At 39.6% G+C, this 12,844-nt stretch carries 12 protein-coding genes, 2 tRNA genes and 1 rRNA gene; 8 read left to right on the forward strand and 7 right to left on the reverse strand.

All coding sequences use genetic code 11. The features are described 5' to 3' along the window. Positions 1-91: 91 nt before the first annotated feature. Together rrf and BAU15_RS11235 are read left to right on the forward strand one after the other, a co-directional pair. A 5S ribosomal RNA gene (gene rrf / locus BAU15_RS11230) occupies positions 92-207 on the forward strand. A 9-nt stretch (positions 208-216) separates the two neighbouring features. After that, a tRNA-Asn gene (locus BAU15_RS11235) sits at positions 217-290 on the forward strand. 141 nt (positions 291-431) lie between these two features. Here the strand turns inward: BAU15_RS11235 and BAU15_RS11240 are convergent. Next, on the reverse strand, positions 432-1,052 hold the full coding sequence (locus tag BAU15_RS11240; protein ID WP_161842840.1) for a flavin reductase family protein: 621 nt from the start codon (positions 1,050-1,052) through the stop codon (positions 432-434). Positions 1,053-1,270: 218 nt separating this feature from the next. Continuing rightward, positions 1,271-2,245 carry a ring-cleaving dioxygenase gene (locus tag BAU15_RS11245; RefSeq protein WP_161842841.1) on the reverse strand — a complete coding sequence of 325 codons (975 nt, stop codon included), beginning with the start codon at positions 2,243-2,245 and terminating at the stop codon, positions 1,271-1,273. Positions 2,246-2,378: 133 nt separating this feature from the next. Here BAU15_RS11245 and BAU15_RS11250 point away from each other — a divergent pair, with 133 nt between their 5' ends. Continuing rightward, positions 2,379-3,029, forward strand: coding sequence for an HAD hydrolase-like protein (locus BAU15_RS11250; protein ID WP_161842842.1), 651 nt, complete (start codon positions 2,379-2,381; stop codon positions 3,027-3,029). A gap of 169 nt (positions 3,030-3,198) precedes the next feature. On the opposite strand, the gene BAU15_RS11255 is transcribed toward BAU15_RS11250, so the two are convergent. From BAU15_RS11255 to BAU15_RS11265, 3 genes are all read right to left on the reverse strand, one after another. After that, a tRNA-Thr gene (locus tag BAU15_RS11255) sits at positions 3,199-3,269 on the reverse strand. A gap of 167 nt (positions 3,270-3,436) precedes the next feature. Further along, complete coding sequence (locus BAU15_RS11260) at positions 3,437-4,816, reverse strand: PH domain-containing protein (RefSeq protein WP_161842843.1); 1,380 nt, start codon at positions 4,814-4,816, stop codon at positions 3,437-3,439. Continuing rightward, positions 4,813-5,199 carry a GntR family transcriptional regulator gene (locus tag BAU15_RS11265; protein ID WP_161842844.1) on the reverse strand — a complete coding sequence of 129 codons (387 nt, stop codon included), beginning with the start codon at positions 5,197-5,199 and terminating at the stop codon, positions 4,813-4,815. The genes BAU15_RS11260 and BAU15_RS11265 overlap by 4 nt, the downstream gene beginning before the upstream one ends. Before the next feature lie 271 nt (positions 5,200-5,470). Between BAU15_RS11265 and BAU15_RS11270 the strand changes: the two genes are divergently transcribed. Beyond that, a complete protein-coding gene (locus BAU15_RS11270; RefSeq protein ID WP_161842845.1) occupies positions 5,471-6,799 on the forward strand; it encodes a C1 family peptidase in 1,329 nt (442 codons plus the stop codon). A gap of 184 nt (positions 6,800-6,983) precedes the next feature. Continuing rightward, positions 6,984-7,721, forward strand: a complete 738-nt coding sequence (locus BAU15_RS11275; RefSeq protein ID WP_161842846.1) for an acyl-ACP thioesterase domain-containing protein — start codon at positions 6,984-6,986, stop codon at positions 7,719-7,721. Positions 7,722-7,916: 195 nt separating this feature from the next. On the opposite strand, the gene BAU15_RS11280 is transcribed toward BAU15_RS11275, so the two are convergent. Then, positions 7,917-8,885 carry an asparaginase gene (locus BAU15_RS11280; RefSeq protein WP_161842847.1) on the reverse strand — a complete coding sequence of 323 codons (969 nt, stop codon included), beginning with the start codon at positions 8,883-8,885 and terminating at the stop codon, positions 7,917-7,919. 88 nt (positions 8,886-8,973) lie between these two features. Here BAU15_RS11280 and BAU15_RS11285 point away from each other — a divergent pair, with 88 nt between their 5' ends. From BAU15_RS11285 to BAU15_RS11295, 3 genes are read left to right on the forward strand one after another with little or no spacing between them, the layout of a single operon-like run. After that, positions 8,974-9,807 (forward strand): DUF72 domain-containing protein, encoded by an 834-nt coding sequence (locus BAU15_RS11285; protein WP_161842848.1) that lies wholly within the window; start codon positions 8,974-8,976, stop codon positions 9,805-9,807. 9 nt (positions 9,808-9,816) lie between these two features. Beyond that, on the forward strand, positions 9,817-10,659 hold the full coding sequence (locus BAU15_RS11290; RefSeq protein ID WP_161842849.1) for a Cof-type HAD-IIB family hydrolase: 843 nt from the start codon (positions 9,817-9,819) through the stop codon (positions 10,657-10,659). Positions 10,660-10,666: 7 nt separating this feature from the next. Then, on the forward strand, positions 10,667-11,194 hold the full coding sequence (locus BAU15_RS11295; protein ID WP_161842850.1) for a pyrophosphohydrolase domain-containing protein: 528 nt from the start codon (positions 10,667-10,669) through the stop codon (positions 11,192-11,194). Positions 11,195-11,344: 150 nt separating this feature from the next. Here BAU15_RS11295 and BAU15_RS11300 read toward each other — a convergent pair whose 3' ends face one another. Then, positions 11,345-12,694: an aspartate kinase gene (locus tag BAU15_RS11300; RefSeq protein WP_161842851.1), complete on the reverse strand. Its 1,350-nt coding sequence runs from the start codon at positions 12,692-12,694 to the stop codon at positions 11,345-11,347. Positions 12,695-12,844 lie beyond the last annotated feature (150 nt).

The raw sequence follows: 12,844 nt of genomic DNA on the forward strand, positions 1-12,844 counted from the left end.
ACGAACTCGGAGAGTTACAAACTAAATTACTTACTTCAAATCCAGTTTTGAGTGAGCGAAAGCACAACTCAATAAGACAACATCACCTAAGTGTGGTGGCGATAGCGAGAAGGATACACCTGTTCCCATGCCGAACACAGAAGTTAAGCTTCTTAGCGCCGATTGTAGTGAGGGGTTTCCCCTTGTGAGAGTAGGACGTCGCCACGCTTATAGCATTCCGGCATAGCTCAGTTGGTAGTAGCGCATGACTGTTAATCATGATGTCGTAGGTTCGAGTCCTACTGCCGGAGTCATTAAGAGATAGTGTATCTATCTCTTTTTTTGTACTCTTTTATATAACTCTATAGAAATATATAATCGATAAAATAAAGGAATAGCTAGAAATGATCTGAAAATCATTTTGGCTATTCCTTTATTTGCAAGACTCCGTATTATTGGGGACGTTTTAACTCATCTATTGTTCCAAGATGACCGTAGAAGTTTCCTGCTAAGCGAGAGACAGGCGATAATTTCTCAGGGAGAATATATTCCTGTGATTCATCGAAGACGCTTTTATCAAAATAGTAATCAAGTACTTCTAGAACAAATAAGTCACTGATTATTCGTTCTTCATGGTCAGTCAGTGCTAAATACTGATGAACCCGGACTTCCATTCGAATAGGCGCATCTTTTAATGCAGGTACAGCAACTGAATGGCTATCTTCTAGCACTACATCAATCAAGGAGAGTTCACTTTCCTCTGAAGGAAGAGAGGCAGAGGTTGCATTCATAGCTTCTAATAGAGCGTCATTCACGAGATGGATGACGCCTTCTTTATTGGCTAGGAGATTGGCTGCCGTATCTTTCATTGTGTCGCCTTTACGATTGATGGAAATAGTCACTAAAGGTAGATCTTTTGCAGCAACGGTAAAGTAGCTAAACGGCGCTAGGTTGACGACAGAAGTTTCCAGATTTTTTGTGGTAATCCAGGCAATTGGCCGCGGGATAATCGAACCAGTTAAAAATTTGTAATGCTGTTTTGTATTGAGTTTTTTAGATGAATAGTGAATCATAAAGTATGCTCCTTTTTGTAAATAAAAGTGAGTGTCTCTTCTATAGTATACAAGTAAAATAAGTGAGTAGTAAATTTTTGAATATTTTGTTCGTTGTTACATTCGCCAAATGTTATCGAAAAAGACCGGAACCATTGATTGGATCGGTCTTTGTTCGTTCATCTGGTATGACTATTTATTTTAGAAATTTGTGTAAAATTGGCGAGATCCTAATATAATTAGCTACGTTGTTGATTGGTCTTTGATGTATCAAAAGGGCGGACATAGGCTTCAATTTCTTGTCGTTTAGGTTCCAAAAATGGCGGTAAAGCTAGTATTTCACCAGCCGTTTCATAGGTTTCATCTTCCAAGAAACCAGGGCCATCCGTAGCTAGCTCAAATAGAATTCCTGGAGCTGCTCTGAAATATTCGGACTCGAAATAATACCGTTGAACATAGCCGGAATTCGGAAATTCTAGTTGACTGAGTCGTTTAATCCAATACTCTAATGATTCACGGTTTTCAACTCGGAAGGCAAGATGATGGACTGCGCCAAAGCCTTCTCTAGCGATTGGCAAATCTGTTCGATGTTCGACGATGACACTCGCACCATTGCCACCTTCACCAACTTCAAACAAATGAAATTGACCATCGGTAGAAATGTGCTTAAAGCCTAAGACTTGCTCTAAGACTAATTTCATATGATCAAGGTTTTCTACGGTAACAAAGCTGGGGCCTAAACCGATGAGTGCTGATTCAGCTGGAACATTGGCATTTTTCCACGGCACTCCTGCGGGCACACCAGTATTAGTTTCATCAGAAATTAACTGGTAACGTTGATTATCAAAATCTTCAAATTCTAGATATTTTTTACCAAAGCGTTGAGAAATTTCACCGTGCTCAATTTGATACTCATCAAAACGTGCGACCCAATAGGTGAGTGCGGCATCATTTTTTACACGGAAGGATGTTCGAGAAATCGTGTTCGTTCCTTTCAGACCCTTAGGCACGCCAGGGAAATCAAAAAAGGTCATATCTGTTCCTGGGGAGCCTAAATCATCAGTAAAATAGAGATGGTAGGTTTCAATATCATCCTGATTGACAGTTTTCTTAATTAAGCGCAAACCTAAGATGTCTGTAAAGAAGTGATAGATTTTTTCAGCACTAGATGTGATTGCGGTGACATGATGTAGCCCGAGAATTTGATTGTTCATGAATGATTCCTCCTAATGAATAATATGTAACTTACTAAAAGTAAGTATAAAGGAAGAAACGGATTTTAGCAATTAATCTAGCTTATAGGTAAAAGTATTAGGTATAATGAAAGAGAATGGAGGAGAATAATCGATGAAAAGACAATTATTTTTTGATTTAGATGGAACATTAATTGATTCCAGTGAGGGAATATACAAGTCAATTATTTTTGCTATGGAGCAGTTAAATTTGGCGGAACCGACGAAGGAAACCTTGAGAAAGTTTATTGGTCCCCCTTTAAAAAAATCCTTTGAACTATATTGTCAGCTAGACGGAGAGACCGCAGATGCAGCAGTCGCTTATTATCGGGAAAATTATGGCGTCACTGGTATGTTTCAAATTACCCCTTATGAAGACATTATCGAAGTGATTGAAGTTTTGAGTCAGACGAATTCACTTTATATTGCTACATCAAAACCAGAAAAATTTGCGCGTGAAATTCTTAATCATTTAAATTTATCGAAGTATTTTGAAGGGATTTATGGGGCGGATTTATTAGGGAAACGAAGCGAGAAGGCTGAAGTTATCTCCTATGCCCTAGCTCATCACCCGACAATCATAGCAAAAGAAGCGATAATGATTGGGGATCGAGAGCATGATATTTTAGGTGGCAAAGAGAATGGGATGCAGACATTAGGCGTTCTATATGGATTCGGTTCGAAGGAAGAATTGCTGGGAGCAGGGACAGATCAACTTGCCGCACGGCCGAAAGATATTCTTTGTGTACTAGAGAAATTCAACTAAAATGTCTTAGCGGAGAAGTAAGACTAGCAGTAATAAAGAAGCGTTAATCGGCTAGATGCATAAGATTCTCTGATAATTTACAAGGATAATGTATAGTAAAGCCTGTATATGGATAATCGATAATCTAGTCAAAAAAAAGAAACCCTGAAATTCAAGGTTTCTTTTTTTAAGCCACTTGAGAGAATTGAACTCTCATCTCGAGCTTACCATGCTCGCGTTCTACCATTGAACTAAAGCGGCAACTTATTGAACACAAATATTAGAATACAGAATATAGACTACTTTGTCAATAACGTCTGGTAAATTTTAGCTAGTTTCCGTTTCTGCTAATTTGTGTTCGAAGTAAGTTTGTTACTGATGCCCATAAGTCTCTTCGATTTATGGGCGTGCTGTCCGGTATCGAATAGTCATTCAGTTAGTCGATCTTTTAATTTAGTATAGGTACTTTCAGTGTTTTTAGAGTCTTTCGAGGTGAAATAATAATCTTTCTTTTTAGTTTGAATTTTTAAAATGGGGCTCGAACTGGTATCGACATATAGGGTAGCTGCTTTGTCATCTACTTTAAATTCCCCTAGTTGATAGTTTTCAGTGCCAGTGCCAAAGACGCGAACGCGATCATTAGGCAATTGTTTAATCAAAGAAACTTCCTCAATATCATTTAGAGAGAGGCTTGTTTCACTGAAAGGTGCTTGCAAGGTCACTTGTTCTTTAGAAATAGTTGCTTGAAACGGTGAGTGACCAAAGTCGGCTAAAAACATCGGCACTAACGTAATAAAGAACAGACAAGAAAGCAAGATACCTGTAAGACTCATAATGACTTTTGCGGATTTCTTGCCTAGGTTGATACTCATATTCATACCCACCCGATCAGCAACCATTAATCTGGAATCATTTGGATTAATATAGATACCAAATTTCCAATAGGCATCGTCTCCGGTATAGCGATAAGCGGGAGCTTGTTCAATTAGTTTGTCTTGTTTTTTTCTCAAGTCATACAAGTAGTATATTGAAAATAGGACATCTAAAAAAACAAAGGCCATAAATCCAATCATCAGATATTGCATGAGTTGATAGTCCATTTGTAAAGAGAGGACAGGCAGAATAGAGATAGGCACAAATACCCAAAATAAGGCTACAAGGATGACAGACCAGTGATGACGAAAGAGATTGTTGTATTGTTTATTGATTGCCGTATCCGCGGTGTAGGATTTAACGGGTAGTCGACTGAGCGAATAATACATCGCTACGAATAACACCGTCAAAATAACTGAAATAGCAATAAACAACCAGGCGATAGTAGTTGATCCTAAAACAACCAACGTATAGATACAACCGGCAATCGTTAACAAGAGTGCGGGTAATAGCCACCACATAGAAAGCATTTTTTTATTTTTCTCGGCGACTAATTTTGTGTCAATCACCATTGGGCTGACCTCGACTGTCCAGTGATTCTTGACAATCAATAGGCGCATTTTTCTGATGTAGTAAACTTGACAGTAGAATTGGCTAGCGATTGAACCAATTACAATAACCAAAAATCCCAGCATCAACAGTGAATCATAGGGACAAAGTAACAGTAACAAGCTGAGCAGAGAAATAACTCCAGCAATTTGAAGCAAGCGAAGTTTGTACTCTTTTCTTAATTTAGTAATCTCGGGTTCATTTAAATGTTCCTGTTGAATCGTGTTTTCTAGAATAATATTTTTATGAGGATTAGCAGTGATTCTCGCAGATAGAGCAACAATAAAAATAGTGACAATTAATATGGCAACTAGCATAAAATTCATTTTTCTTCCTCCTGTTCAAACGTTGAAATAATTTCTTCTACTTGTTTGAGAATGACTTCTTTTGATTGGCTATGAATCACCGCTTCCGCTAAGAGTAAGGAAAGCTTTTCTTCAAAATTAGGTAAGAAGCGATCGTCTGAAATAGGTAAGGAGGCAATCTTAGTTCCTTGCCGTCTATCGGTTACTATGTAGCCTTCTTGTTTCAGTTGGGTATAGGCTTTGGAAACGGTCATCATGTTGACGCCGATTTCGTCTGCTAATTGACGCACGGAAGGGAGCACTTCATCTTGTGCGACTTCGTGTCGAGCAATGCCTAAAATAATTTGATTTCTGATTTGTTGATAAATTGGTTCATCTGAATGTGGATCAATTGTTAATAACATAGTTTCACCTCTCTGTATTACAAATACTAATACAAAGAATACAAAAAGGCAAGCAAAATAAATTTGATAACGAACAAATGAGTTATTTCCGGAAAGTTCTGTGGCTTTTTTTTAGATTAAGTAGACTGCAGAAATAGGCATTTACGCTAGCTGACGAATCAATAGTTTGAGAAAGTCTGAAATATTGTCTGACTTTTCTGTCAGATGGTTGAGTTCATTTCTGAAGAGGAGTAAAATGAATAGTGGATTATGATTTGAAAGGATGAGATAGATGACAGCAATTAATCAAGAACTAACGAAAAAGTTTACACAAGAATATTTGGCGAACAATAAACAACAAGCTCTTCAACGTGGCGTTGTGAAAAATGGGATTTCAGCTTCAGCAGAAAATATTTCTGCCCATGTTAACAACGTGCCTGTATTTTCAGTGGATGTGGCAACAGGCAAAGTATCAAACCAAAAACAATCAGGACGTTGCTGGATGTTTGCTGCATTAAATACGTTCCGTCATAAATTATTAACAAGCTATCAATTAAAAGACTTCGAATTGTCTCAAAATTATACATTCTTCTGGGATAAATATGAAAAAGCGAACTATTTCTATGAAAATATTTTAACAACAGCGAATGATTCATTAGAAAGCCGTAAAGTGGCATTCTTATTGGCAATGCCTCAACAAGATGGCGGACAATGGGACATGATCGTGTCTATCTTCCAAAAATACGGAATTGTACCTAAATCAGCGATGCCAGAAAGTAGCAATAGCTCAAATTCAAGAGATTTAAATAACTACTTGAACAAAAAATTACGTAAAGATGCAGTGACTTTACGCCAATTAGTTGCAGATGGCAAAACAGCTGAGGAGATTCAAGCAGCTAAAGAAGGCATGTTACATGATGTCTACAATTTCTTAGCCACTTCATTAGGCACACCGCCAGAAACCTTTGATTTTGAATACCGTGATGAAGAAAAAAATTACCACATTGATCGCGATATGACACCTCAAAGCTTTTATGAAAAATATGTCGGTGTTAATTTGGACGACTATGTCAGCATTATCAATGCACCGACTGCTGACAAACCTTATGACAAATCTTACACAGTAGAAATGTTAGGGAACGTTGTTGGCGGTAAAGAAGTTAAATACTTGAACGTGGATATGTCAGCGTTCAAAAAATTAGCGATTGCTCAATTAGAACAAGGCGAATCAGTCTGGTTCGGTTGTGATGTCGGTCAATCTTCAACACGTGACAGCGGAATTATGGCGCTAGATGCTTACGATATGAACGATTTATTCGATGTTGATTTCACGATGACTAAGGCTGAACGTTTGGATCATGGCGAAAGTTTAATGACCCATGCGATGGTCTTGACAGGCGTTGATATCATCGATGGCAAATCAACAAAATGGAAAGTTGAAAATAGCTGGGGCGATAAAGTCGGCGACAAAGGCTTCTTTGTGATGAGCGATGAGTGGATGGATGAATATACTTACCAAATCGTGGTGAGAAAAGATTTATTAAGTCCAGAACAATTGGCTGCTTTTGAAGAAGCACCTAAATTATTAGCACCATGGGATCCAATGGGTGCGTTAGCCTAAAAAGGTTATGCCAGAAGTGGCTGATGAGTTACTTCTGGCGGACTGGTTATTCGGTGGAAAGAGGGGTCTGACAAGCTATTTGTCGCCCCTTTTTTCAGTCAATGTCAGTTGAAGAAGCAATCGGGATAAACGAAATAAAAAGGAATTAGAAAAGGAACAAATTTGAAAAATAGGAGGAATCCTTGTGGCGAAAAAATATACAACGAAACATGAAGTTGCCTATTATGAATGTGACATCAATCAGACGATGACCTTTCCTTCTATGTTGGGCGTTGCTGTGAAAACATCTGAAGAGCAGAGTGATAAGTTAGGTCGAGGGTCAGATTTCGTTGCTAGCTTTGGATTGACGTGGGTCATTACTAATTATCAAATGACGATTACACGCTTGCCAAAAGTTGGTGAAATTGTCGATGTGACGACACAGGCTTTGGAATATAATAAATATTTTTGTTATCGAAATTTTTGGTTTCATGATCAAGACGGTAATGAGTTAGTCTTGATTGAATCGGTGTTTGTCTTAATGGATTTAGAAAATCGTAAAATGAGTAGCGTAGTGGAAGAAATTATTACGCCTTATGAGAGTGAAAAAATCAAGAAAATTAAGCGTGCGCCTAAGATTGAGAAGATTGCGCAGGGTGAGGTAGTGCCTTACCGTGTTCGTTTTTATGATATCGATAGTAATCAACACGTCAACAATGCGATCTATTTTAATTGGATGATTGATGTGTTAGGGTATGAATTTTTGACAACCCACGAGCCAATCGATGTCAATATTCGTTTTGATAAAGAGGTTGAGTATGGCAGCATGATTGACAGCCATTATGAAATTCTTGAGTTAGAGACGCATGTTGAAACCCGACATGAGATAAAAATTGGTGACTTGCTTTGTTGTGAAGCGGCCATTCAGTGGAAAAAGAAATAAGAAAAACACATGAAAGAAAATCATAGACTGACAAGCTGGAATGGATTTTTTACCGTTCCTTGTCAGGACTAGATAGCTTTTCATGTGTTTTTGTCTACTTACTGGATTGATCACTCCTATCTCTAGGATGATCCATAAGGGTAGCTGTATTTTGATTGATTAAAGTTTTTAGTTATCTAGCTATAATAACAGTCTTTAGGATTGCATGAATGTAGTCAGGCGTTTATTCGATAACTGATTATTTGTGGCGATTAATAGTTTTAAGCGAGCTTTTTGGCTATTGATATTGTTGCAGAATATCACGCCGAGGTCCTGGAGCTCTTTGCCGCCGCCTTTGTATTCATAGACGGGTTCGGCAATTCCATTGAAGCAGCGAGAAACAAGAACAACAGGAACCTTTTTTTCTAATAGTTGTTGAATGGCTGGAACGGTATCGGGAGGCAAATTGCCGGCACCTAAGGCTTCAATAACCAAACCATCAATTTGAGATTGGGCCAACGTGGTGATAAGGTCGCCATGCATACCCGCGTAGGCTTTGACGATCGGAATCAGGCCGTCCATTCTGGGCGTATCTAAATGCTCCGTTTCCAATAATTCTTGCATAAATAAGATGCGCTGCTTCGTTACAATACCGATGGGTCCCAAGGTAGGTGTCCGAAAGGTAGCGACATTGGTGGTATGTGTTTTCGTGACATAACGTGCGGAATGAATTTCATCGTTCATAACGATTAAGACACCTTTGCCTCGCGCTTCAGGACAAGCAGCTACACGAATGGCACTTTCAAAATTATAAAGACCGTCGCTGCCGAGTTCATTACTTGAGCGCATAGCGCCAGTCAGAACAATTGGCAGTTTATGGCCGATAGTGGTATCTAAGAAAAAGGCTGTTTCTTCTAAAGTATCAGTCCCGTGAGTGATGACGATACCTTCAAATTGTTGCGAATGAGCGTCAAGAATTCTATTTTTAAGCAGCAGCATGTGCTCAGGCATAATATGTGGCGAGGGGACATTAAAGATATCCTCAACAAAGAGTTCGACATCGTGTGGAATGGTAATCTCAGCATCCATTAAAGGATTTACCACATCGGGACTGACGCCGCCGGTGATCAGGTCTTCTTTCATGGCAATCGTGCCACCTGTGTGTAATACAAGGATTTTTTTCATTAAGTCACCTTCTGTAGGAATTTTTTGCAACAGCTTCGACACCTATTGTATACTATAAAAGTAAGAAAAAAAAACTGGGGGCATCTAAATGATTCGAATCGGCTTAACTTCCTTCAAAGAGCATGATAAATTAACGGGAAAACCGAATAATACCTTGTATGAGTATGCGGGTTATTTGCCGTTTGTTGAGCTAGATACCGCGTATTATGGGATTCCACGAAAAACCAGTGTTGAGAAATGGGTGGCTGAAGTGCCAACCTCTTTCCGCTTTGTCGTAAAAGTCTATCAAGGGATTAGCGGGCAAGGTAAATGGCAGGATTATTATGCCTCTGAAGCAGAGATGTTTACGCGCTTTTTAGAAGCGATGGCGCCAATGATTCAATCAGGAAAGCTCTATTGTTTCTTGGTTCAATTTCCATCGACCTTCAAATGTACCAAAGAAAGTGTCGCCTACCTTGAGCGAATCCGTGTCTATTTTGGCGAACTTCCGATTGCGATTGAATTGAGAGATTTTTCTTGGTATTCTGACAAAATGATTAAGGGTATGAGAAGCTTCATGGAGCAACACAAATTTTCTTTAGCAATTATTGATGAACCACAATTATTAAATACAACTGTACCATTTGATCCGTATGTAACGAATCCAGAGTTTGCGTTGTTTAGATTACATGGTAGAAACGCCAATGGATGGCAAAGTAATGATGCGGACTGGCGTAAAAAGCGGACCTTGTATCGCTATAATCAGCAAGAACTTAGTGAAATATTGGCGATGCTGACAGAAGTTCAAGCGCAAACAAAGGAAGTCGGAATTATATTCAATAACAATTCTGGAGGCGATGCGGCAGATAATGCTATGGCATTAAAGCGCATTGCAGGAATTAGTTACGATGATTTGAATCCGGCACAGATTGATCTATTTTAAGGAGGGCCTATGATTAAAGCAATCTTTTTTGATATTGATGGCACGCTGGTTACAAGCAGTTCAAAAGCCTTAACGAGCACCCGAGAAGCGATTGCTGCGGCCCAAAAAAAGGGTGTGTTATGTGGCGTCGCGACAGGTAGAAGCCCGGTGCGAATTCAACAAATTACTGATAATCTCCATCTGGATATGTTCATTACCTACAATGGACAGTATGTCTATACAGCCGATGAAGTGATTTTTGAGGAAGCTTTTCAACCGGAGGTGTTACAAGAAATTGTCGCATTTGCGGATGAGCGACACCGCCAGATTCTTTTTGGTGGCAAAGATAAAGTAGACGGTAGCACCACACTGTTAATGGGGCAAGCACGCTGGGTTAAAAAAGTCAGTACTTATTTACCTAAATGGTTTCCAGTGCAGACAGTTAAAGTTTTGTTGCAAAAGTTTAGTCCCAATCGGCGAAAGGTGCGTTATGAGCAACTGGAAATATTAGATCAACCGATCTACCAATGCATTCTATTTAGTCCAGAAGCAGAGGATGAGAAGCTACAAGCGCTATTTCCAAAATGTTCCTTGCAACGTTCGAATCCTTACTCAGTGGATTTAATTCCTAAGGGGGGGTCTAAATTGAGAGGAATAGATCAATTCCTGCAAACGCGGGGGATTGAGCGCGCCGAAGTGATGGCTTTTGGGGATAATTTTAATGACAATGAGATGCTGGCTGGCGTCGGAATTGGTGTGGCCATGGGGAATGGTCGAACGACTACCAAACAATCAGCAGATTATATTACGGATACAAATGAAGCAGATGGTATTGCTAAAGCACTGCGACATTTTAACATTATCGGGGAGTGAGTAAGTAGTGGCGAAGCAAACACCATTTGAACAAGCAGAGGAATTTCATCGGACGTTTGATCCTCGAAGGCCTGCTGTGCCCACCGCATTTTCTGCGGAAGAAGCCAGTTTTCGGGCAGGATTTAAACAAGAGGAACTAGTTGAGTTATTGTATGCAGCGAGTAATAACGACTTGGCTCTTTTTGAACAGTTAACGGAGCAATTGCAACAAGATTTACTCACAGCCAAAGCGAAGGTTTTAGCCAAAAATGAACCCGTGGCGGATGTTTTGGTGGAAGAAGTCGATGCCTTAGTGGACATGCTTTATTTCACCTATGGCTCCTTCTCACTGATGGGTGTCAATCCAATGCCGATTTTTGAGATTGTGCATCGAGCGAATATGGGCAAATTATTTCCAGATGGGAAACCGCATTATGATCCCATCACGAATAAGGTATTGAAGCCTGAAAATTGGGCGAAAGATTACGCACCAGAGGCGAAGATTGCCGAAGAAATTGAACGCCAACGAATGGCAGCAGAAGCTGACAAGAGTTGAATCAAAACTGAGTGAATAGCAAAAAAATACAAAAGAAAAGCACACGACGTCTAAAAAAATGACGTGGTGTGCTTTTGAGATACGAGACTTGCGACCGCTCAAAATTTTTGATATACAGTATGTCTATTGTAGCCTCCGATAGACTCTTGTTTAATCAAAAAAAGTATAGTAAAGAGCGCGAATGGCTTTTTCTTCTTGGGCTTCTTGAATGCCGAACATAATACTAACTTCAGAGGATCCTTGGTTGATCATCTCTAAGTTGACTTCTTTTCTAGCTAAGGCACTGGTGCTTTCTGCGGTGACCCCAATCCGTTGGCGCATACCTTCTCCGACGACCATAATCATCGAAAGGTTATGAGTGATACGTAGCTCATCTGGATCCAATTCGAAGGCTAGTCGGCGCATCAGTTCTTCTTCACTTTCTTTGGTCAGCTGGCGTTCGCGCAAAATAATCGAAACGTCATCAATTCCTGAGGGCATATGTTCATAGCTTAATGAAAGTTCTTCGAAGATTTGCAAAATTCGGCGAACAAAACCGATTTCTCTATTCATTAAATATTTACTAATGTAGATACTGGCAAAGCCTTGGTCACTGGCGATGCCGACCACTGCTTGTTTACTGATGTCACGTTTGGTTGTAATTAAGGTACCTGGATGTTGCGGATTGTTGGTATTCTTAATGACTACCGGAATTTTTGCTCGATAAGAAGGCATCAAGGCTTCATCATGGAACACAGAGAAACCGGCGTAGGCTAATTCACGCATTTCACGATAGGTTAATTCTTTAATGGTTTCAGGTTGATGGACATAACCTGGATGTGAGACGTAGATGCCATCGACATCTGTAAAGTTTTCATATAAGTCAACATTCATACCGGCAGCGATGATTGAGCCAGTAATATCCGAGCCACCGCGTGAAAAAGTACAGACTTGGCCATCTTCTGTATAGCCGAAGAAACCAGGGATAACTAGAATTTCGGCTTCGTCGCGCCATTTATAAATTTCAGCATAAGAGTCTTGGAGAATACGGGCATTTCCCGGCTCATCACTCACCAATAAACCTAATTCTTTCGGACTAATGTAACGCGCAGCTAAGCCTTGTGTCTGTAAAATTCCGGCAACTAGTTTGGCATTGTTATTTTCACCACTGGCCAAGAAGGTATCGGCTAAATGGGGATTGTTGATTAAGTCTAATTCTTGTAATGCATCAATGTTTTGGCTAATGGCTGTCATAATTGTTGAATCTACCTGAAAAGCATCGGCAATTTCTTGGTACCGCTGCTTGATTTGAGTGGTCAGATCAGTCGTAGGTAGGTGGTTGATAGTTGCTTCGTAATAAGCAATCAATAGATCGGTGACCTTCGTATCATCACTCGTTCGCTTACCAGGCGCTGAGACCACGACAAACTTACGTTGTGCATCTTCTTTAATGATCTGGATCACTTTTTCTAATTGACTGGCAGAAGCAAGCGAGCTACCACCAAATTTTACGACTTTCATCTATTTCACTCCCGTTTTTAATCTTTTCCTAAGGATACAAAATTCACCTTGTAAAATCAAGGCGGTTTCAAGATAAATATGTAAAATAACGAGAAAATTTCATAAGAAAAATAGAATTGTTGTCGTTATAGGAAGTGTTTTTTTTAAAAG

The sequence above is a fragment of the Candidatus Enterococcus huntleyi genome (assembly GCF_009933175.1).
Classification (GTDB): Bacteria; Bacillota; Bacilli; order Lactobacillales; family Enterococcaceae; genus Enterococcus_K; species Enterococcus_K huntleyi.

Coding starts and splice junctions, on each gene's coding strand:
- BAU15_RS11240 (WP_161842840.1), bottom strand. CDS start 1,052: ATGATTCACTATTCATCTAAAAAACTCAATACAAAACAGCATTACAAA.
- BAU15_RS11245 (WP_161842841.1), bottom strand. CDS start 2,245: ATGAACAATCAAATTCTCGGGCTACATCATGTCACCGCAATCACATCT.
- BAU15_RS11250 (WP_161842842.1), top strand. CDS start 2,379: ATGAAAAGACAATTATTTTTTGATTTAGATGGAACATTAATTGATTCC.
- BAU15_RS11260 (WP_161842843.1), bottom strand. CDS start 4,816: ATGAATTTTATGCTAGTTGCCATATTAATTGTCACTATTTTTATTGTT.
- BAU15_RS11265 (WP_161842844.1), bottom strand. CDS start 5,199: ATGTTATTAACAATTGATCCACATTCAGATGAACCAATTTATCAACAA.
- BAU15_RS11270 (WP_161842845.1), top strand. CDS start 5,471: ATGACAGCAATTAATCAAGAACTAACGAAAAAGTTTACACAAGAATAT.
- BAU15_RS11280 (WP_161842847.1), bottom strand. CDS start 8,885: ATGAAAAAAATCCTTGTATTACACACAGGTGGCACGATTGCCATGAAA.
- BAU15_RS11285 (WP_161842848.1), top strand. CDS start 8,974: ATGATTCGAATCGGCTTAACTTCCTTCAAAGAGCATGATAAATTAACG.
- BAU15_RS11290 (WP_161842849.1), top strand. CDS start 9,817: ATGATTAAAGCAATCTTTTTTGATATTGATGGCACGCTGGTTACAAGC.
- BAU15_RS11300 (WP_161842851.1), bottom strand. CDS start 12,694: ATGAAAGTCGTAAAATTTGGTGGTAGCTCGCTTGCTTCTGCCAGTCAA.